This is a genomic window from Spirillospora sp. NPDC048819 (assembly GCF_040650055.1).
Lineage (GTDB): Bacteria > Actinomycetota > Actinomycetes > Streptosporangiales > Streptosporangiaceae > Spirillospora.
On record NZ_JBEZGN010000004.1, the window covers coordinates 82,340 to 100,658 of the forward strand.

The 18,319-nt window shown below is 73.1% G+C and carries 16 protein-coding genes; 9 read left to right on the forward strand and 7 right to left on the reverse strand.

The features are described from left to right. Positions 1-5 precede the first annotated feature (5 nt). Positions 6-356, reverse strand: coding sequence for an STAS domain-containing protein (locus tag AB0C35_RS08270; protein ID WP_358451987.1), 351 nt, complete (start codon positions 354-356; stop codon positions 6-8). A 175-nt stretch (positions 357-531) separates the two neighbouring features. Between AB0C35_RS08270 and AB0C35_RS08275 the strand changes: the two genes are divergently transcribed. Then, positions 532-4,143, forward strand: a complete 3,612-nt coding sequence (locus AB0C35_RS08275; protein ID WP_358451989.1) for an AAA family ATPase — start codon at positions 532-534, stop codon at positions 4,141-4,143. A 16-nt stretch (positions 4,144-4,159) separates the two neighbouring features. Here the strand turns inward: AB0C35_RS08275 and AB0C35_RS08280 are convergent, their stop codons facing one another. Then, a complete protein-coding gene (locus AB0C35_RS08280; protein ID WP_358451991.1) occupies positions 4,160-6,151 on the reverse strand; it encodes an ABC transporter ATP-binding protein in 1,992 nt (663 codons plus the stop codon). A 156-nt stretch (positions 6,152-6,307) separates the two neighbouring features. On the opposite strand from AB0C35_RS08280, the gene AB0C35_RS08285 reads away from it, so the two are divergent. From AB0C35_RS08285 to AB0C35_RS08310, 6 genes are all read left to right on the forward strand, one after another. Beyond that, on the forward strand, positions 6,308-7,486 hold the full coding sequence (locus AB0C35_RS08285) for an LCP family protein (RefSeq protein ID WP_358451993.1): 1,179 nt from the start codon (positions 6,308-6,310) through the stop codon (positions 7,484-7,486). A 71-nt stretch (positions 7,487-7,557) separates the two neighbouring features. Further along, positions 7,558-7,854 (forward strand): hypothetical protein, encoded by a 297-nt coding sequence (locus AB0C35_RS08290; protein WP_358451995.1) that lies wholly within the window; start codon positions 7,558-7,560, stop codon positions 7,852-7,854. A gap of 85 nt (positions 7,855-7,939) precedes the next feature. Further along, entirely contained in the window at positions 7,940-8,098 is a 159-nt protein-coding gene (locus AB0C35_RS08295; RefSeq protein ID WP_358451997.1) for a hypothetical protein, read from the forward strand. 170 nt (positions 8,099-8,268) lie between these two features. Next, entirely contained in the window at positions 8,269-8,430 is a 162-nt protein-coding gene (locus AB0C35_RS08300) for a hypothetical protein (RefSeq protein WP_358451999.1), read from the forward strand. A 100-nt stretch (positions 8,431-8,530) separates the two neighbouring features. Beyond that, positions 8,531-9,019 (forward strand): glutathione peroxidase, encoded by a 489-nt coding sequence (locus AB0C35_RS08305; RefSeq protein WP_358452001.1) that lies wholly within the window; start codon positions 8,531-8,533, stop codon positions 9,017-9,019. 152 nt (positions 9,020-9,171) lie between these two features. Beyond that, positions 9,172-10,080 (forward strand): oxidoreductase, encoded by a 909-nt coding sequence (locus AB0C35_RS08310; RefSeq protein WP_358452003.1) that lies wholly within the window; start codon positions 9,172-9,174, stop codon positions 10,078-10,080. Here the strand turns inward: AB0C35_RS08310 and AB0C35_RS08315 are convergent. Genes AB0C35_RS08315 through AB0C35_RS08335 form a run of 5 tightly spaced genes read right to left on the reverse strand, consistent with a single transcriptional unit; the run spans position 10,077 to position 16,595 of the window. Next, entirely contained in the window at positions 10,077-10,652 is a 576-nt protein-coding gene (locus AB0C35_RS08315; RefSeq protein WP_358452005.1) for a helix-turn-helix domain-containing protein, read from the reverse strand. The genes AB0C35_RS08310 and AB0C35_RS08315 overlap by 4 nt on opposite strands. Before the next feature lie 49 nt (positions 10,653-10,701). Next, positions 10,702-11,244: a methylated-DNA--[protein]-cysteine S-methyltransferase gene (locus tag AB0C35_RS08320; protein WP_358452007.1), complete on the reverse strand. Its 543-nt coding sequence runs from the start codon at positions 11,242-11,244 to the stop codon at positions 10,702-10,704. 60 nt (positions 11,245-11,304) lie between these two features. Next, positions 11,305-13,935: a DUF6493 family protein gene (locus AB0C35_RS08325; RefSeq protein ID WP_358452009.1), complete on the reverse strand. Its 2,631-nt coding sequence runs from the start codon at positions 13,933-13,935 to the stop codon at positions 11,305-11,307. Next, positions 13,932-15,305: an SWIM zinc finger family protein gene (locus tag AB0C35_RS08330; protein WP_358452011.1), complete on the reverse strand. Its 1,374-nt coding sequence runs from the start codon at positions 15,303-15,305 to the stop codon at positions 13,932-13,934. The genes AB0C35_RS08325 and AB0C35_RS08330 overlap by 4 nt, the downstream gene beginning before the upstream one ends. A 48-nt stretch (positions 15,306-15,353) precedes the next feature. Next, positions 15,354-16,595: a hypothetical protein gene (locus AB0C35_RS08335; protein ID WP_358452013.1), complete on the reverse strand. Its 1,242-nt coding sequence runs from the start codon at positions 16,593-16,595 to the stop codon at positions 15,354-15,356. A 64-nt stretch (positions 16,596-16,659) separates the two neighbouring features. On the opposite strand from AB0C35_RS08335, the gene AB0C35_RS08340 reads away from it, so the two are divergent. Both AB0C35_RS08340 and AB0C35_RS08345 read left to right on the forward strand, forming a co-directional pair. Then, positions 16,660-17,886 carry a citrate/2-methylcitrate synthase gene (locus AB0C35_RS08340; RefSeq protein WP_358452015.1) on the forward strand — a complete coding sequence of 409 codons (1,227 nt, stop codon included), beginning with the start codon at positions 16,660-16,662 and terminating at the stop codon, positions 17,884-17,886. Positions 17,887-17,960: 74 nt separating this feature from the next. Beyond that, positions 17,961-18,317, forward strand: coding sequence for a hypothetical protein (locus AB0C35_RS08345; protein WP_358452017.1), 357 nt, complete (start codon positions 17,961-17,963; stop codon positions 18,315-18,317). Positions 18,318-18,319: the final 2 nt, after the last annotated feature.

The following is an 18,319-nucleotide window of genomic DNA, read 5'->3' on the forward strand; positions in this document are numbered from 1 at the left end:
CCGGGTCAGGCGGGGTCGGGTTGGTGAAGTGCGTCCTCAAGGGTCGGGACCACGGGGATTCGGCGGTGAAGGCCCGTGATCTCCAGGGTGCGGCGGATGAGCGGGCGGGGGGCGGCGAGGACGAGGCCGCCGCCGGCGGCCGTGGCGGCCTTGTAGCAGGCGACGATGACCGCGAGGCCGCCGGAATCCATGAACTCCAGGTCGGCGAGGTCGAGGACCAGGTGCTCGCCGTGTTCGCGGCGGGCGTCGTTCAACTGCCTGCGCAGGTCGTCCGAGCAGGCGATATCGAGTTCTCCGCGTAGCCGCACGACGGCGCGTCCGCCGTGTGGCCGCGTGGTCACTTCCAGGAGCGGCACGCGGGGATCTCCTCGTGTCGGCACACGTTCGTCAGGCGAATGGTTTCCATACGACAACTATCGCGGAGGACGGCCCGCCTGCCAACCCGGCGCGACGGGGGTGTGCGTGATCGAGCCGGGTCATAGGGTGCTGTCGGACGCCATGCCCGATCCCATGTAGGAGAAGGACCCCCAGGTGAGTACCCCCCGGCTGCCGGATCATCTCGAAGTGCTGCTCACCGAGGAGCCCGTGCTGGACGTGTACGCGCACGGGCCGTGGCGCGTGCCCGACGGCCTGGTCGACGAGATGCGCGAACGCGCCCTGGAGTACAACCGGGATCCGCGCGCGGTGGTGCTGACACGGCAGCTCAGCGACTTCTACGGGGCCGACACCAGCGCGGCGGGGGCCGAGCAGTGGTCCCTGCTGACGTTCCTGCTCGGTGCGTCGGCGGTCCGCGGCGGGTCGCGGGGGGACGTGGACTACGAGCTTCTGTCGGCGTTCCTCGCGACGCCCGAGTCGGCCGTCCGGGACCCGCTGGCGTGGTTCACGCAGGGCGGGCGGTGGCGTCCGCCGGGCCTGTGGCTGCCCGAGCCGGCCGGGAACGACCGCGAGCGGCGCACGGTGATGTTCGAGCTGGCGCGGGCCGGGCTGGACGTCTTCGAGGGGCTGGAGCCGGTGGAGCGCCGCCGGCGGGCGCTGATGGAGCTGTTCGACCGGCGCGCGGCCGACCCGAAGCTGCGCGAGGTGGACTTGAGCGTCCCCAACGCGCGGCTGGAGGAGGCGTGGGCCGCCGAGCTGACCGATGAGGAACTCGCCGTCCTGCCCGAGCTGGCGGGGCCGGTGGGATATCTGGGATGGGCGTGCGCGGGGCTGGACGCCGCGCACGAACGCCTGGCCGGGGCCGTCGCGGACGGGGACGAGCCCGACGTCGCGCTCGCCCGGCTGCTGCTGGCCGCCGAGACGCCGGTCGTTCCCGCCGAGCTGGCGGTAGTGCTCGGAACGGCGCGTTACGAGAACCTGGAGGAGCGGTTCCGCGCGGCGCGCGACGGCTTCTCCGTCGAGGCGTGGCAGCAGGACGTGCGCGCGTGGCTGGCCCGGGGACTGGTCGCGGGGGAGGCCGACGCGGCCCGCGCGTGGCTGGACATGGCCGTGCGCATCACGGGCGCGGCGCAGGGGTTGCCGGAGTCGCCGGTCAGCCCGCGCTGCCGTGTGCCCGTGCGTCCGTTCCAGGCCGATCTGCGGCGGCTGTTCACCGCGCGGCGGGTCGTCAACACGCTCGGCATCACCCTGGGCGGCGCCCGCGACGGCGAGGAAAACGGCGAGGAGACCGCGCAGACGCGTTCCCGCCGGGACGAGGCCGAGGGGGACGCGCTGGTCGGGCAGCCGGAGCTGTCCCGGGTGCTTCACGACGCGGTGGCGGCCCGGCTGGCCGGTGAGCGGCCCGTCCGGCTGCTGATCGCCGGCCCGGAGGGCACCGGCAAGGGCACCGCCGCCGAGGTCGTGGAACGCCGGCTCGCCGAGGGCGGCGCGGTCCGCGAGGCCATGTGGATCTCCGATCAGGTGTTCGCGTCGCTGGGGGTGAGCGACGCCGTCCTGTGGCTGCAGTCCCGCGTCCGCGAATGCCTGGAGGCGCGGATGCTCCTGGTGGTGGACGACCTGGAGAAACTCGCCGCGCACGAGAGGTGCGGAGCCGCCGCCGCGGAGGAGCTACGGCGGCTCATGGCCCGCTCGCCGTCGCTCGGCGTCGTCGCGCTGTGCCGTCCCGGCGGCGACCGGCGGCTGTTCGACGCCAACCCGGCGCTCGTCCGCTCGTTCGACGTGGCCCGCACGCGCGACTTCGCCGAGGACGGCTTCGCGGAGCTGTTCACCCTGGCCGTCGTGCGGCGCGGCGCGCGCGTCGAACCGGAGGTGGCCGCGACCGCCGCAGGCATGCTGCGCCGTACCCCGCCGCTGCTGAACCTGCGCGGCGCGCGGCTGGTGGAGCACATGGCGGGCGAGGCCGTCGCCGCGGCGGCCCGGCGCGCCGGCGAGGAGGCCGCGCGGCCGGACGCCGCGCCGGCCGGGCCGCCGGAGGTCACGGCGGAGGACCTGCCGCAGCGGCTCGTCCCGGGCCGCTCCGCCGGCACCGACCCGCGCGCCGAACTGGCCGCGTGCGCCGGCATCGAGCCCGCCAAGCGGGAGGTGGACGCGCTGGTCGCCGAGGCCAAGGCGGCGCGGCTGCGCCGCGAGGCGGGCATGACGGCCAGGGCCCGGCCCCGGCACCTGGTGTTCATCGGCAACCCCGGCACCGGCAAGAGCAAGGTCGCGGGGATCCTCGGCCGGCTCTACGCCGACCTCGGCGTGCTGTCGTCCGGGCACCTGGTCGAGGTGGAGCGCGCCGACCTGCTCGGCGAGTACGCGACCGAGAGCGTCCTGCGGGTCCGCCGGGCGGTGGAGCAGGCCCACGGCGGCGTCCTGGTCGTCCGTGACGCGCACGCGCTGGTGTCGGCCGCCGCGGACGCGGCGCGGGGACGCGAGGTCCTGGACGTGCTGCTCACGGGCGTCCAGGCGCACACCGAGGACCTCGTCGTGGTGCTGACCGGTCCGGAGGCGGAGCTGAACGGGCTGCTGAAGTCGCATCCCGACCTGGCCGCGCACTTCCCCCGCACCGTCCGGTTCCCCGACCTCACCGAGGACGAGCTGGTCGAGGTGTTCGCCGCCAAGGCCGCCGACTCCGGGTTCGCGCTGGCGCCGGGAGTGCTGGAGAAGGTCCGCGAGCTGGCCGAGGCGGCGCCGCGCGAACGCGGGTTCGGCAACGCCCGCGCCATGATCCACCTGCTCGACCGGGCGGTCGCGATGCAGGGGCGGCGCGTCCTGGCCGACGGCGTCGTCGACGAGACCGAGTCGCTCGACGAGATCCTGCTGGAGGACGTCCCCGGCACGCTCACCCGGGGCCGCGACGACGTCCCCGGAGACCCCCTCGCCGAGATCGACCGGCTGATCGGGCTCGCCGACATCAAGCGGGAGGTGTCGTCGCTGGTCGCCGAGGTCCGCGCCGAGCAGCTGCGGCGCGACGCCAAACTGTCCCCGGCGTCGCCGTCCCGGCACATGGTGTTCGTGGGCAACCCGGGCACGGCCAAGACGACGATCGCCCGGCTGATCGCCGCCGTGTACGCGCGGCTCGGGCTGCTGTCGTCCGGCCACCTGGTGGAGGTGACCCGCGCCGACCTCGTCGCCGAGTTCATCGGGCAGACCGCGCCGCGGGTGCGGGGCGCGGTCGAGCGCGCCCTCGGCGGCGTGCTGTTCGTGGACGAGGCGTACGCGCTGTCGTCCTCGGGCGGCGACCGGCGCGACTTCGGCCACGAGGCGATCGCCGAGCTGCTGCGGCTGATGGAGGAGCACCGCGGCGACCTGGTCGTCATCGTCGCCGGGTACGACGCCGAGATGGAGGGGTTCCTGAAGGCCAATCCGGGGCTGAAGTCCCGGTTCCCGAAGGTGCTGCGCTTCCCCGACTACTCGGGCGACGAGCTCGTCACGATCTTCGAGTTCATGGCGGCGGAGGCCGGGTTCGCGCTCGCGCCCGGCACCGTCGACGCGGTCCGCGGCCTGGTCGCCGCGCAGCCGCGGGGCTCCTCGTTCGGCAACGCGCGGCTCGTCCGCAACCTGCTGGAGGCGGCGATCTCCCGGCAGGCGCAGCGCATCACCGCGCAGGACGACGAGGGACCGGGAGGCGTCGAGGCCGCCGAGGTGGGGACGCTCCGCCCGGAGGACCTTCCCGACGCCCCGCCGCCCGAACGCGGCGGCATCGGCTTCGGCGCCTACCTGTAGCCGCCCGCGTCCGGCGCTACCGCGCGTCCGGGGCGCCGTGCCCGTAGGCGGCGGCCTGGAGGGAGTACAGGTCGGCGTACAGGCCGCCACGGGCCATCAGGGCGGTGTGGTCGCCCTCCTCGATGACCTGGCCGTGCTCCAGGACGTAGATGCGGTCGGCGTGGCGGACGCTGGCGAGCCGGTGCGTGATGAGCAGGACGGTCCGGCCGTCGGCGTGCGTGCGGATCCGCTCGAACAGCTGGTGCTCGGCCCGCGCGTCCAGGGCGGCGGTCGGCTCGTCGCAGATCAGCAGCGGCGCGTCGCGGAAGAAGCCGCGGGCGACGGCGAGGCGCTGCCACTGGCCGCCCGACAGCTCGGCGCCGCCCTTGAACCGGCGGTCCAGCAGCGTGCCGTATCCGCGGGCGAGATCGCCGACGACCTCGTCGGCGCCGGCGGCGCGGGCGGCGGCGAGCATCGCCGGGTCCTCGCCCTCGCCTTCGGTGTGCTCGCGGCCGCGTCCCATGGTGATGTTCTGCCGGGCGGTCATCGGCCAGTGCGTGTACTGCTGCGCGATGACGGCGATGCGTTCCCACACGTCGTGGGGCGCCACCTTCGTCAGCGGGACGTCGTCCCAGAGGACCTCGCCCGCGTCCGGGTCGTACAGGCCGGCCATGACCTTCGCGAGGGTCGTCTTGCCGGAACCGTTCTCGCCGACGAGCGCGACCACCTCGCCCTTGCGCAGTTCCAGTGAGATCCCGTTGAGGGAGGGCGTGTCCGCACCCGGGTAGGTGAACGTGACGTCGCGGACCCGGATGCAGCCGAAGTGGTCCCCGAGCGGGATCTGAGAGGCCGTGCCGCCCTCCGGCAGGGCGCGGCGGGGGATCCGCGTTTCCGCCTCGGCGCAGAACGACAGGTAATCGCCGAAGTAGAGACCCTCCTCGTAGCACTGGTTGACCGCGAACACCAGGTTGGCCAGGGAGGACTGGCCCGACCGGATCGCCAGGACCGCCGTGCCCGCCACCGCCAGCGGCACCGCGCCCTTCCACAGCATGAGTCCCAGCGCGATGTAGACGGCCGCCGTGGCGACGCCCTTCAGGACGTCCCCGGTGACCCGCGCGATGGTCTGCCTGCGGGCGAGGTCGAGTTCGACGGTCCGCTGGTACGCGGCCTGCCGGTCGTACTGGTCCAGCAGGAACGTCCGCATGGTGAACGACCGCACCTCGGCGGCGTGCTCCCGCTCGACCATGAGGTCCGACAGGATCCACTTGCGGCGCGCGACCTCGACCAGGGCGAGCATCGTCAGGTACTGCATCCGCGCGCTGCGCACGGACGCCCAGCCCTCCGGGACGGCCGTCAGCAGGAGCAGCGGCAGCAGCAGCGGATGCAGCACGCCGAGCGTCCCGGCCGCCGCGGCCATCCCGACGGCCCCGGTGAGCACGTCCACCGCCTGCTGGACGACCCGCGGCGCCGACATCAGGCCCCGGGCCTGCGCGCGCTGCAGCTCGTCCAGGAAGTCGGAGTCGTCGAGCGCGGCCAGGTGCACCGCGGTCGTCGCCTCGTACAGCCGGAGCTCGGCGAGCCGCCGGACCTGCGGGTCCAGCCGTGACTGCGACCAGCCCGCGCACGCCTGCAGCCCGGCCCGCAGCGCCACCGCGCCCGCGACCAGCGCGAGCGAGGGCAGCGCGTCACGGACCCGGTCGGGCGTCGGCCCGGCGCTGAACAGCGCGGTGAGCACACCGGTCGTCGCCAGCAGCCAGAACGCCGTGAAGATCCCCGCGAGCAGGTTGAGGGAGATCGTCGCGACCGTGTCGGCCGGGCTCGCCCGCCAGGCCAGCCGCGCCGCCTGGACGATCACCGCCGGGAGCCGGCGCGCCACCGTTCTCAGGCCGGTCTCGGCGAGTTCCCGGTCCTTCGCGTGCCAGATGTGCGCGGTCAGCTCCGGCAGATCGGACGAGGCGCGGGCCCCGCGGCGGCGAGTCCCCGCCCTGCGGAGCCTGAATCGCCTGGAAAAGCGCCGTCGTGTACCCATGCGCCGCCCTCCGCGCGTGCTGCGTGCCAAGGGCAGTGTGCGCCCTGGGAACGACGGCGTCCGCTTCATATGTCACAGAGCGCGGTGATTTGGCGGAAGGGACAATCATGCAGGAGAAGGACGCGGTGGACGCCCGGGAAGTCTAGGGTCTACCGCATGAGCGCCGGCTGGCCGGAAGGCCGGACACGCAAGGAGGGCGACCGCGTGGCTCGCAGCAGGCATCACTCCGCCCGGGCGGAGCATCACCAGCCCGCGTACGGGCGGGAAGCGTACGGAGACTCCTACGACCCGTACGACGACCCGCATGCCGGCGACCAGCTTCGCGGCGGAGGCCGTCACGGCCAGGGCGACCCCTACGGCGGGCCGCCGCCCCGGCGCCGCCGCCGCCGTCGCGGCGGGCGGGTGTTCGGCGCCGTCGTGGTCGTCCTGCTGCTGGTCGTCGTCGGCGGCTACTTCTATCTGGACTCGCGGCTGAAACGCGAGGCCGTGCTCGTGGACTATCCGGGCCGGGTCGCCGACACGCCCGGGACGAACTGGCTGATCGTCGGCTCCGACAGCCGCGAGGGCCTGTCGAAGGACGACCGGCGCAGGCTCAAGACCGGCGTCGCCTCGGGGCGGCGCACCGACACGATGATGCTGCTGCACTACGGCTCCGGCGGCACGTCCATGATCAGCCTCCCGCGCGACTCCTACGTCCCGATCCCGGGCAAGGGCCGCAACAAGCTGAACGCGGCGTTCGCGATCGGAGGCCCCAAGCTGCTCGTCCAGACCGTGGAAGAGGCCACCGGCCTTCACATCGACCACTACGCCGAGATCGGCCTCGGCGGCTTCGTCGGCGTGGTGGACGCCATCGGCGGTGTGGAGATGTGCATCAAGGAGGACCTCAAGGACCCCAAGGCGGGGCTCGACCTCAAGGCCGGCTGCCAGACCCTGGACGGCGGCCAGGCGCTCGGGTACGTGCGGACCCGTGCGTTCGCCCGCGCCGACCTCGAACGCGTCGAGAACCAGCGGCAGTTCTTTGCCGCCCTGATGAAGAAGGCGGCGAGCCCGGGGACGCTCCTCAACCCGTTCAAGAGCGTCCCGCTCGCGCTGAACTCCACCAGCAACTTCCTGGTGGACGAGGGCGACCATCTGCACCACCTGGTCCGCATGATGTGGGCGATGAAGGGCGTCAGCGGCGAGGGCGGGGTGACGACCACCGTCCCGATCGGCGGCAACGGCAGCGCCGCGGGCGTCGGCTCGTACATCACCTGGGACAAGGCCAAGGCGTCCAAGCTCTTCGAGGCGCTCAAGCAGGACCAGCCGATCCCGCCGGACGTCATCCAGAAGAAGTGACGCGCCGTGGAGGCGACGGGGCCGGGCAGGCGAGGGGGGTCGGTCCCCGTCCGCTTGGTTAGAGTCGGGGCATGTCCGATGTGACGCCGGGCGGCGCCGCCGAGCTGGACGAGCTGCCGTCCAAGGAGCTGTACGAGCGTGCGATGCGCCTCGCAAGGGAGCGGCGCGACGTCGGTTTCCTGTGGGACCTGCTGCGCGCCATCCCCGCCGCGGCGGCGTCCCTGGGGGAGGTCGGCCGCGCCGAGTTCGACCTGCTGCACGGCCTGTCGCTGCTGGAGGAGTTCACGCACGCGGGCGAGGGGGAGATGGCGGACGCGCTCCGGCCGTTCTACATCGAGTACCTCACCGCGCACGCCAACGGGACCTGACCGGCTCTTTGCCCGTCGTTGATCTCTGTTCGGCCGTCACTGGGAAACACTCTCCGTAGTCAATTGACTGCAGAGGGTGGTTGAAGTGAACAAGAAGCACATGAAGATCGCCGCCATCGCCTTCACGGCGTGGTACGTCATCAGCAGGCCCGAGGGAGCGGCGAGTCTCGTGAACAACGCCCTCAGCGGGCTCGGCACCGCCGCCGAGTCGTTGTCGCAGTTCATGAGCGCCATCCCGAGCTGACGGGCGGCTCCCCGGCCCCGCACCCAGGGCGGTGCGGGGCTTCTTCGCGCGCGGCCAGCAAGCGGTTGCCTCCGCGTCACAGTAAAATCGCGCTTTGCGGGCAGACGCGCCTGGGCACAATTGGATCGGGTCAGTTGTGTCGCTGCGCTACAACCAGGGACGGCGTACGGATGAAGAAGAACCTCCGCTATGTGGCGATCGCGTTCGTCATCTTCTATTTGCTGAGCTCACCCACGGACGCTGCGGGGGTGGTCAACAACGCCTTCAGCCAGCTCGGCGAGGCGGGCACCCAGTTGGCCGCCTTCGTGAACGCCTTGGGCGGAGGCAACTGAGGCTGCGCCGGCGGCGCGGGCCTTCCGGCCCGGCGGCGCCGGCGAGTGAGCGAACGAGGGCATGGCCGGTCACGGAGGGCGATCTCCTAGGATCGGCCTCATGTCTGTCTTCGACGTAGAGATCGACGGCCTGCGGGGCGGACCCGCAGACCTCGGCCAGTACCGGGGCAAAGCCGTGCTCATTGTCAACGTCGCCTCCAAGTGCGGCCTCACCCCGCAGTACTCCGGCCTGGAGCGGCTGCAGGAGAGGTACGCGGGACGCGGCTTCACCGTCCTCGGCGTCCCCTGCAACCAGTTCATGGGGCAGGAGCCCGGCACCGCGGACGAGATCGCGGAGTTCTGCTCGGCGACCTACGGGGTCACGTTCCCGATGACCGAGAAGGTCGAGGTCAACGGCGACGGGCGGCACCCGCTCTATCGGGACCTGGTGGGCGTTCCCGACGCCGAGGGCCACACCGGCGACATCCGCTGGAACTTCGAGAAGTTCCTGATCTCTCCCGACGGCACGGTGGCGGCGCGCTTCGCGCCCCAGGCCGAGCCGGAGGCGGACGAGGTCGTCGCCGCCATCGAGAAGAACCTGCCGGCCTGAAAACGGGCGCGCCCTCCGGGGTCGGAGGGCGCGCCGGCAGCTGTGAATTGCGCCACATCCCAGATTCGCCGTGCCTTTTCGCGGACGCCCGGCTGCGCCGCGCAGCCGGGTCGTCTAACTTGTGAAGTCGCGATATGACGTGGAGGTCCCTGATGCGCGGATGGACGACCGGCGACATCCCCGATCTGCACGGCCGGCGGGCGATCGTCACCGGCGCCAACAGCGGCATCGGCTACCACACCGCGCTCCAGCTCGCCCGGCACGGCGCGTCCGTCGTGCTGGCCTGCCGCAGCGCCGAACGCGGCCAGGCCTCCTTCGACCGGATCAAGGCCGCGGCGCCGGGCGCCGACCTCGTCCTCGGCTCCCTCGACCTCGCCGACCTGGCGTCGGTCCGGGAGTTCGCGGCCCGGTACGGCGACGCGCCCGTCGACGTCCTGGTCAACAACGCGGGCGTCATGGCCATCCCGCGCCGCTCCACCGCCGACGGTTTCGAGATGCAGTTCGGCACCAACCATCTCGGCCACTTCGCCCTCACCGGCCTCCTGCTGCCCGCGCTGCGGTCCGCGCCGTCCCCCCGCGCGGTCACGCTCACCTCGGCGTTCGCGTGGTCCGGCCGCCTCAACTTCGACGACCTGCAGGGCGAGCGCCGCTACCGCAAGTGGTCCGCCTACGCCCAGGCCAAGCTCGCGAACCTGATCTTCGCCAGGGAACTGGACCGCCGCGTCCCCGAGGTGACCAGCGTCGCCGCCCACCCCGGCTACGCCGCCACCAACCTGCAGCAGACCGGCCCCAGGATGCAGGGCAGCACGCTGGCGGAGAAGGCCGCCGGCCTGGGCAACGCCTTGATGGCCCAGTCCGCGGCTGCGGGAGCCCTGCCGTCCCTCTACGCCGCCACCGCCACGGACGTCCACGGCGGCGCCTGCTACGGCCCCCGGCTGCTCCAGTACCGCGGCGCCCCGACAGAAGTGGTCACGCCCCCGCAGGCGAACCGTCCCGCCCAGGCCGAACGCCTCTGGGAGGTCTCCGAAACGCTCACGGGCGTCACCTACGAGAAGGCCTAGCGAAGCCCCACGGTGGCCTGAGCCAGCGTCGCCGCGATGACGGTCTCGGCGTCCGACGGCGCACGCTGCGCGAGACGAGCGGCCGTGTCGACCAGCCCCTGGATCAGCTCGGCCCGCAACGCGGGTTCGGCGACGCCGCCTTCGTCCAGTGCGGTGACGAGCGGACGCAGCAACTGCGCGTGCCCCACCCGGATGCGTTCCAGGGCCGGTTCCGCGAGCGCGTGCTCGGCCAGGGCGACCGCGGCGGCGTGCCGCCCGTCGGTCATGACCCCGAGCTGAACCCGGATGTACGCCTCGACCTTGCCCTCCAGGTCACCGGGACCCGTCAGCGCGTCCTCGACGAGCGACGCCCACCGGGGGAGTTCCTCCTCGACGATCGCCGCGACGAGATCGTCCTTCGACCGGAAGTACTCGTACAGGCCCGGCCGCGACAGCCCGACCCGCCGCGCCAGCGCCGCGAGCGACAGCGCCTCGATGCCCTCCTCCGCCACGAGCGCCCGCGCGGCGTCCAGCAGCGTCCGCAACTGCCGCGCCCGGTGCGCGGCGACGGTCGACTCACTGATCCTCGGCACGGCCCCATCCTACGATTCCCGACTACCCGTAGGTAAGTTTCCCGGGGGGTCACGGGCCCCTGGTCAGGTCCCAGTCGAGGGTGGCGGGGAGCGCGCCCTCCAGGGTGAGGAGCCAGCGTTTGACCTCGACGCCGGAACCGCCGCTGTAGCCGCCCAGGCCGTTCGAGGCGACGACGCGGTGGCAGGGGACGATCAGCGGGATCGGGTTGCTCCCCATCACCTGGCCGATGACCTGCGCGTGGACGCCGGCGCCGCTGCGGTCGCCCAGGTCTCCGTAGGTGATGACCTGCCCGTACGGGACGGAGTCGTACAGCGTCGAGAGGACCTGCCTCTGGACGTCGGAGGTGAGACGCCAGTCGATCGGGACCTCGAAGTGCTTCAGGTCGCCGGCGAAGTAGTCGCGCAGGGCCGACAGCGCCGGGGCGGCGCGGCCGGGAGCGTCCACGACGGGCAGGCCGGTGGCCTTGGCCGTGCGGGCGCGGGCGGCAGGGGTGTCGCGGAAGTGCAGTGAGACGACCCCCGTCTCGGTCTCGGCTACGAGCAGGCGGCCGAGCACGGTGTCGACCGTGCCGAACGCGATGGTCTCGGTCATCGTGCGGTGCTCCCTTCCGGTGTGTTCAGCGTCCCATGTGTTCAACACCGCGGGACGTCCTCACGTTGCGAGGGTGCGGTGAAGCCGGGCGGCCTCCTTGACCAGGCTGCTCGAACCGCCCCGTGCCGCCACGTCCCCGACGGCGGGGATCACGCCTCTCACGCCCATGGTCTCGGCGAGGCGGGTGCCCAGGGCGAGCAGGGCGGGGACGCCGGACGCGGCGCGCTCACCGGGCGCGGGCAGCGCGTGCGGGAGGGCGGCGGCGAGCGTCGCCCAGACCTCGGTGTGGGCACCCGCGTCGGCGGCGGACGCGAGGGCCTTCACGACGCGGGGGAGGGTGACGTGGCCGAACGCGGCGAGCCGGCCGAGGGCCGTGCCCGTCTCGCCGCCCGGGAGGGCGCCCCGGGCGCTGAGGGTGAGGAACGCCTCGACCGCGCCGGCCCGCTGGTCCTGGTGCGCGTTGGCGAGAGCACAGGCGAGAAGCGTTCCGGTGGCGGCGCCGGCGGGACCGTCGGCCTCGGCCAGATCGACGAGGATGCCGCCCTGGCCCCAGTCGTTCTCGCCGGTGCCCGCCTGATGGGGGACGAGATGCGCGGCGGCGACCTCCCGGTGGGAGGGCAGCACGGACGGCCAGTACGCGATGGACCCGTCGTACCCCTGCGCGCCGTAGTCCCTCCGGTCGGGTTCGGGAAACTCCCACAGGCGGGCGATGCCGGAGTCGCCGGACACGTCCACCGTGGCCCGGACGTGGGTCGGGATACCCAGCCTCCGGTCATGGGCGGTCGTTATCGGGTCATCGAGGACCCTGCACTCGACGGACGGGTCGGCGAGCCCGCCTTGAGCGAGCCATGACGCCATGGTCCGCCCGGCTTCGGACGTCAGGCCCTTCGCGCGCGCCGCGGCGGCCGGGTCGATCTCGCGGGGCACGCGGAGCATCGCCTGCACGAGGTCGCCCTCACCCGGTTCGGTTCCCGTCTCCTCCAGGCGCTCCAGGCGCCGGACGAGCACGTCCGGGTCGATGTGGCCGCTGCCTTCGGTCGGGGTCGCGAGCAGGACGGGCACCTTCCCGATGGCGGCCGCGACCTCGTGCCTCCGCCAGGCGAGGAACCGCCCCATCGGGGGCTGCAACGCCGCCCCCCGGACGCGATGCCTGCTGCCGAAGGGGGAGATGACCGGGCTGCGCGGCACGTCCGGGGCCATCAGGGCCAGCACCGGGAGCCGGATCCAGCTACTCCGCGTATAGGCGGTCGTATAGAAGCCGTGATCGTTGTCGAACATCCAGCTGGTCAAGGCCGAGAAGGCTTTCCGGGTCGCGTCGATGTCGTCGTAGGCGAACCCGGTCAGTGCGGCCAGGAACCGTTCGGTGGTGATCCAGTGCTCCTGCCGGGACTGGAGGGCGAGGAACTCCTCGCCCAGCTCGGAGAGGGATCCGATCGGGGCGGGTGACTCGCGCGGGACGAAGGGCGGCGGGCCCAGGGGCGGCTCCGCCTCGGCGGACGCCTCGACCTCGCCGAACGCCTCGGCGATCGTCACGCGGAGGGCGGCCGGGAGGCCGGCGGCGGCGCCCCGGATCTCCGCGCGGACGGGTTCGCCCGCGTGCGAGGCGTGCTTGGCCGCGCACTTGACGGCGCGTTCTCTCAGGTCGAGGTCCTCGGAGGCGAACGCGGCGGCGACGGCCCGGAGCGCGGCGTCGACCCTGTCGCGTTTGCGGGCCGTCCGGTCCACCCAGGTCAGTGCGGCGCGGACGAGCTTCTTCTCCGGCCGGAACAGCAACGCGCCCGCGGCCTCCTCGAACAGCGCCGTGTCGAGACGTCCGGCTTCGTCGGCCCGGCGCGCCTGGCGCAGCGCGAGGTCGGCGACGGTCGAGGGCGCGGCGGGCAGGAGACGCACGTAGTCGCGTGCGCGGGCCGCCGCCTCGTCCTCGGAGGGTTCCAGCGCGGCGTGCAGCCGGACGAACCAGCGCAGTTCGTGGGCCGTTCCGCCGCGAAGGAAGCGGCTGACACAGCCGTCCAGGAGGCTCGTGCGTCCGAGCCGCCCTGCGCGGGCCAGTTCGGCCAGGGCGACGGCCAACGTTCCTGCGTGCTCTACGTCCCACCGTTCTCTGGAAGTGTCGTTGGCGAGGACCGTGCCCACCCCGTCCACCTCGAACAACCTGGGGACGAGTGTTCTCAGGAACGGGTCCGCGTCGAGTTCCTGCGGGCGGGCGCCGTCGGCCGCCCAGCCGGCCACGAAACCGTCCGACACCGGGAGAGCGGCACCGGCGGACTTGATGAGCGCCGCCGCGATGTGCCACAGGAACCATGTCTCCTCAGCGACGCGCAGACGGGCGGCGAGGCGGTGGGCGACCTCTGCACGCCATTCGTCCGGGCGGACGGCCGTTACGGCGCACAGCGTCTTGCAGAGGGCGGCGAACCTGTCGGAGTCCCAGAAGATCCGCAGGTCCCGCCGGCACAGCCAGGCGGCCGCGGCCGCGGCGCCGCTGATCGTGCCCGCGCCGGCGAGCAGAAGCGACTCCTGCGCCTCCCTTTCCAGGAACCCGAAGTCCGATGCGGCCCGCATCTCCTTCAACTTGCCCGGCAGCTCCTTGGCGACCTCGCGCCGTCCGGCGTCGTCCAGGGCCATGACCAGGCGAGCCGTCTGTCCCGCGTCGTCGCCGTCGATGGCCTTCCCCACCTCGTCCCACGCGCTCATCGTGCGGCCTCCGCGGTGGCCTCGCGGCGGACGATGCGGGCGGCGAGGACGTGCTTGCACGGCCCGCGCTCACCCCGATGGTCGAACCACCACGGGCATGTACAGGTCACCCGGCCGTCCTCGAAGCGGACCCGGCGCTCGCCGCCGTCGGTCAGCACGACCGCCGTGTCGTCGGCGGTGAACCGTACGGCGCCGACCTCCACAAGCGCGCGCGCCGAGCGCAGCCGCGGGTTGAGGTCGGCCACAAGCGAAGGGTCGTAGGGCAGCTCGCGGTGGAAGAACGCGGCCTCGGCGGTGTCGAACCCCACGCGGCCGGACGTGCCCAGCTGGGTCAGCGCCGCCTTCGTCCGGGCGAGGGTGAGGCCGGAGCGCTCGGCGAGCAGGCCGGGTTCGACGCGCGGCTCGAACGACAGCAGCCCGCCGAGCAGGTCGGCGTCTCCCGCCGCCTCGTCGGTCGACAGGGCGTCCAGCACGGCTCCCTCACCGGAGAACCCGCGCGAGTGCTGCGGAGACAACGTCAGGACGTACCGCATCCCGGGGAGCTCCAGCTCCCAGACGCTCGACGCGGGCTCGCCGCCGCTCGCGACGACCGGCCCGTAGACGCGCAGGGCCCGCGCGAAACGCAGCAGCGGCAGCATCGTCCGCAGACGGTCGGGCCCCGCCAGGCACACCGCGCCGCTGGACGGACGGGCCGACAGCCGCAGCGTCCGCCCGGCGCGCACGGCCCAGAGCGCACCCCGCGGACTGCGCGGCATCGAACGCAGGAACCGCACGGCCTCCGCCGCGTTCAGCTCACCGCGCAGATCGAACCCGGCCGTGATGACCTGGACCTCCGCGAACCCCCGGAGCCACCGGTCGGGCAGCGGAACCTTCTTCTCCACGACGGCGCCGTCCAGCGTGGTCACCGCCATCTCCTCGGCGCCGACCGCCAGATGCAGCGGATCGGATCCGCCGACGCGTGCCAGGGCCTCACGCAGCGGCCCGTTCACGTCGACGTTGGTCGTGCCGCGTTCGTGCACGTCGCCGTCCATCGCGGGCTCCAGCACGTCCAGCCGCGCGTACACGCCGCCGCACGCGGAGAACGACTCCATCCGCAGCCGGTCGCCGTTGCAGGTGACGACCGGGTCGCGGAACGCCGTGGGGCGCGGCTGGAAGTACCGGGTCTGCGCGACGTCGGCCAGCGCGATCAGCGCCGCCGCGGCCGGCGCGGCCTGCGTGAGGACGCCGCTGAAGAAATGCGGATGCGCCCGAGGCCCGGTGCTGGTCGTCCCGCCGGACGTGGACAGGCCCAGAATCCCGTCGTCCAGCCCGGACGGCCGCGTGTAGGTGTACGTCTGCGCGGCCGCTGCCGCCGCGGTGCTGCTCGCCATGCCGGTGAACGTAGAGCCTTCCGCCGACAGTTTCGCCGAACCCGTGGATCAGCTGACCTGACCAGGGAAGAGAAGCGCGAGCTCTCTCGGGTACCCGGCGATCAGGCGGAGTTCGTCGTCGGTGAGCGGACGGCCCGTCTGCGCGTTGCAGAGTTGGACGAGCTTGAACGCGAGGTCCTCGTCGACCGGCTCGACGCCCAGTCCGTCCATCACGTGCCTGAAACCCGCCTTGCCGCCGTACTCGCCGGTGAGGACCACACGTCCTGGACGTGTGTGCCAGTCGTCCGGGAACGGGCCGAGCGTCTCCTCGTCGTAGAGCTCGTAGTTGCCGTGGTCTTTCAGCGCGCCGTCGGCGTGGATGCCCGACTCGTGGGCGAACGCGTTCCGTCCTACGCCGACCTGGTTGTAGGGGAGCGGCTGGCCGAACGCGTAGCTCGCCCACAGCGCGAAGCGGCGCGCCCACGACAGGTCGATCGGATCGCCGATCTCGGCGCCGCGCTCCTGTAGCCCGAAGCCGTGCCGGAACGCGAGGATCGTCGACAGGAGGTCGGCGTTGCCGGAGCGTTCGCCGATCCCGTTGACGCACGTGTTGATCCAGGCGTCCTGCCCCGCCTCCAGGTCGCCGAGCGCGCCGCTGACGGAATTGGCGACGGCCAGGCCGAGGTCGTTGTGGCAGTGCGTCTCGACCGGCATCCCAACCGCGGACGCCAGTTTGGAGAAGCGCTCCCCGATGCGGTCCGGTGTGTCGCCGCCGATGGTGTCGCAGTACCTGACGCGGTCGGCGCCCGCCTCCTTCGCGGCGAGCGCGAACTCGGTGAGGAACGCGTCGTCGGTGCGTGAGCCGTCCTCGGCGTTGACCCCGATCGTGTCCGCGCCGCCCGCCTTGGCCGCGCGGGCGGCCGCGACCATCTCGCGGACGATGGCGTCCCGGTCCAGGCGTCCCCGGAACTTGTTGGCGATCATGTAGTCGGACGTCGAGATGGACAGGTTGTAGTGCGCGAGCCCGGCGTCCCCGGCGCGCACCTGGACGGCCTGCTCCACGTCCTGGGCGACGCCCCGGCACCAGCCGGACAGCCGCAGGCTCCCGAATGCGCCCGCCTCCGCCAGCGCGATCTGCGCCCGGACGTAGGGGACCTCGTGGAACAGGAACGGGAAGCCGATCTCCGACTGCGCGGCGCCCAGCCGTCCCAGGTAGAAGTTCACCATCGTCTTGCCGAACTTCGACAGCCCCGTCCGGGCGGTCTGCACGCCGTCGCGGTTGGTGACGTCGAGGAAGTGAATCTGAGGCATGCCCACAGATTGACAGCGGATTCCATATGTATCAATATTGATCAAAATCAATGTCAGGAGCCGTGTGGGAGAGAACGAGCAGGCCACCGGGTGGATCGACGCCAAGGCGGCGGCGGAGCGCCTCGGTGTGAAGCCCGCCACGCTGTACGCGTACGTGAGCCGCGGGGTGCTGCGCCGGCGGCACGCCGCCGACGGCCGCCGCAGCCTCTTCGACGCCGCCCAGGTCGAGGAACTGGCCCGGCGCGGGAGGCCGCGCCGCCCGCCGGGGCCCGGGGAACTGGCGATCGAGTCGGAGATCACCGCGCTCGGCGCCGACCGGCCCTACTACCGGGGACGCGACGTCCTCGACATGGCGGGGAGCGGCACCTTCGAGGACGTCGCCGCATGGCTGTGGACCGGCCGCGGCGGCGACGGCGAGGCCTGGCGCGCCCACGGCGACGGGGTCGCGGCGGCCGTCGCCGCGCAGTCGGGCCTGCCCGCCGGCCTCCTGCCGCTCGACCGGCTCCAGCTGATCGTCACCGCGCTCGCCGTGACCGACCCGCTGCGTCACCACCTCGACCCGGACGCCGTGACCGCGACCGGACGCGCCCTGATCGCCGGCCTGATCGAGGCCCTTCCCCCGGCGGGCCCGTCCAGGGTCCCGGGAGGGCGTGCGGCCGAGCGGCTCTGGAGCAGGCTGTGCCCGCACCCGCCGTCCGGTCCCGGCCTCCCGCGCGCCTTCGAGGCCGCCATGATCCTGCTGGCCGACCACGAGCTGGCCGCGTCCACCGTGGCGGCGCGGGTCGCCGCGTCGGTGCGCGCCGGCCCGTACGCCGTCGTCGCCGCCGGGTTCGGCGCCCTTGGCGGGCCTCTGCACGGCGGCGCCTCGTACGGCGCGGAGCGCCTGCTCGGCGAGGTCGCCGAACCCGCGTCGGCGTCCCGGGTGATCGGGGAGCGGCTGCGCGGCGGCGAGCGGATCCCCGGGTTCGGGCACACCGTCTACAAGTCGGGCGACGGGCGCGCGACACTCCTGATGGACCTCGTCCGGGAGGCGGCGCCCGGCCACGGACGGCTCGCCGCCGCCGACGCCGTTCTGGAGGAGGCCGCCCGCCGCCGCCTGCCCCCGCCCAACATCGACTTCGCGCTGGCGGCCCTGGGCGCGGTCGCGGGCCTCGTGCCGGGCGCGGGGGAGGCGGTCTTCGCCGTCGCGCGCACCGCGGGGTGGCTCGCGCACGCGCTGGAGGAGTACGGCCGGCGCGGCCCGCTGCGTCCGCGCGCCGTCTACACCGGCTCGCCGCTCCCGGCCGGATGACCGGCGCGGGGCCGCCCGGGCGCCGGGACGGGGTCGTGGCCGCATCCCGCCGGGCCGGGGGTAGGCTCGGGGACGTGCGACGGTTCCTCACCCCAGGCTGGCTCGCGCTGCACCTGATCGCGATCGTGCTGTGCGGCGCGTTCCTCGGTTTCGGCTGGTGGCAGTTCGACCGTGCCCAGGCCGGCAACGACCGCAGCTGGGCCTACACCTTCGAGTGGCCGATCTTCGCGCTCTTCGTGGTCGTGATGTGGGTCAAGATGATCCGCGACGAGCGTTCGGGCACGGCCCCGGCGCCCAAGGTGATCGAGGAGCCCGCGGAGGCGGAGATCACGCAGAAGATCATCCGGGAGCAGGAGGACGAGGATCCCGCCCTCGCCGCCTACAACCGCTACCTCGCGCGGCTGAACTCCGAGAGCGGCGGACGCCGCTGACC

Bases quoted from the DNA above. Each gene is read 5' to 3' on its own strand.
- AB0C35_RS08335 (WP_358452013.1), bottom strand. From the start codon at position 16,595: ATGCCTCAGATTCACTTCCTCGACGTCACCAACCGCGACGGCGTGCAG.
- AB0C35_RS08325 (WP_358452009.1), bottom strand. From the start codon at position 13,935: ATGAGCGCGTGGGACGAGGTGGGGAAGGCCATCGACGGCGACGACGCG.
- AB0C35_RS08310 (WP_358452003.1), top strand. From the start codon at position 9,172: ATGCGCGGATGGACGACCGGCGACATCCCCGATCTGCACGGCCGGCGG.
- AB0C35_RS08290 (WP_358451995.1), top strand. From the start codon at position 7,558: ATGTCCGATGTGACGCCGGGCGGCGCCGCCGAGCTGGACGAGCTGCCG.
- AB0C35_RS08330 (WP_358452011.1), bottom strand. From the start codon at position 15,305: ATGGCGAGCAGCACCGCGGCGGCAGCGGCCGCGCAGACGTACACCTAC.
- AB0C35_RS08280 (WP_358451991.1), bottom strand. From the start codon at position 6,151: ATGGGTACACGACGGCGCTTTTCCAGGCGATTCAGGCTCCGCAGGGCG.
- AB0C35_RS08300 (WP_358451999.1), top strand. From the start codon at position 8,269: ATGAAGAAGAACCTCCGCTATGTGGCGATCGCGTTCGTCATCTTCTAT.
- AB0C35_RS08305 (WP_358452001.1), top strand. From the start codon at position 8,531: ATGTCTGTCTTCGACGTAGAGATCGACGGCCTGCGGGGCGGACCCGCA.
- AB0C35_RS08285 (WP_358451993.1), top strand. From the start codon at position 6,308: ATGAGCGCCGGCTGGCCGGAAGGCCGGACACGCAAGGAGGGCGACCGC.
- AB0C35_RS08320 (WP_358452007.1), bottom strand. From the start codon at position 11,244: ATGACCGAGACCATCGCGTTCGGCACGGTCGACACCGTGCTCGGCCGC.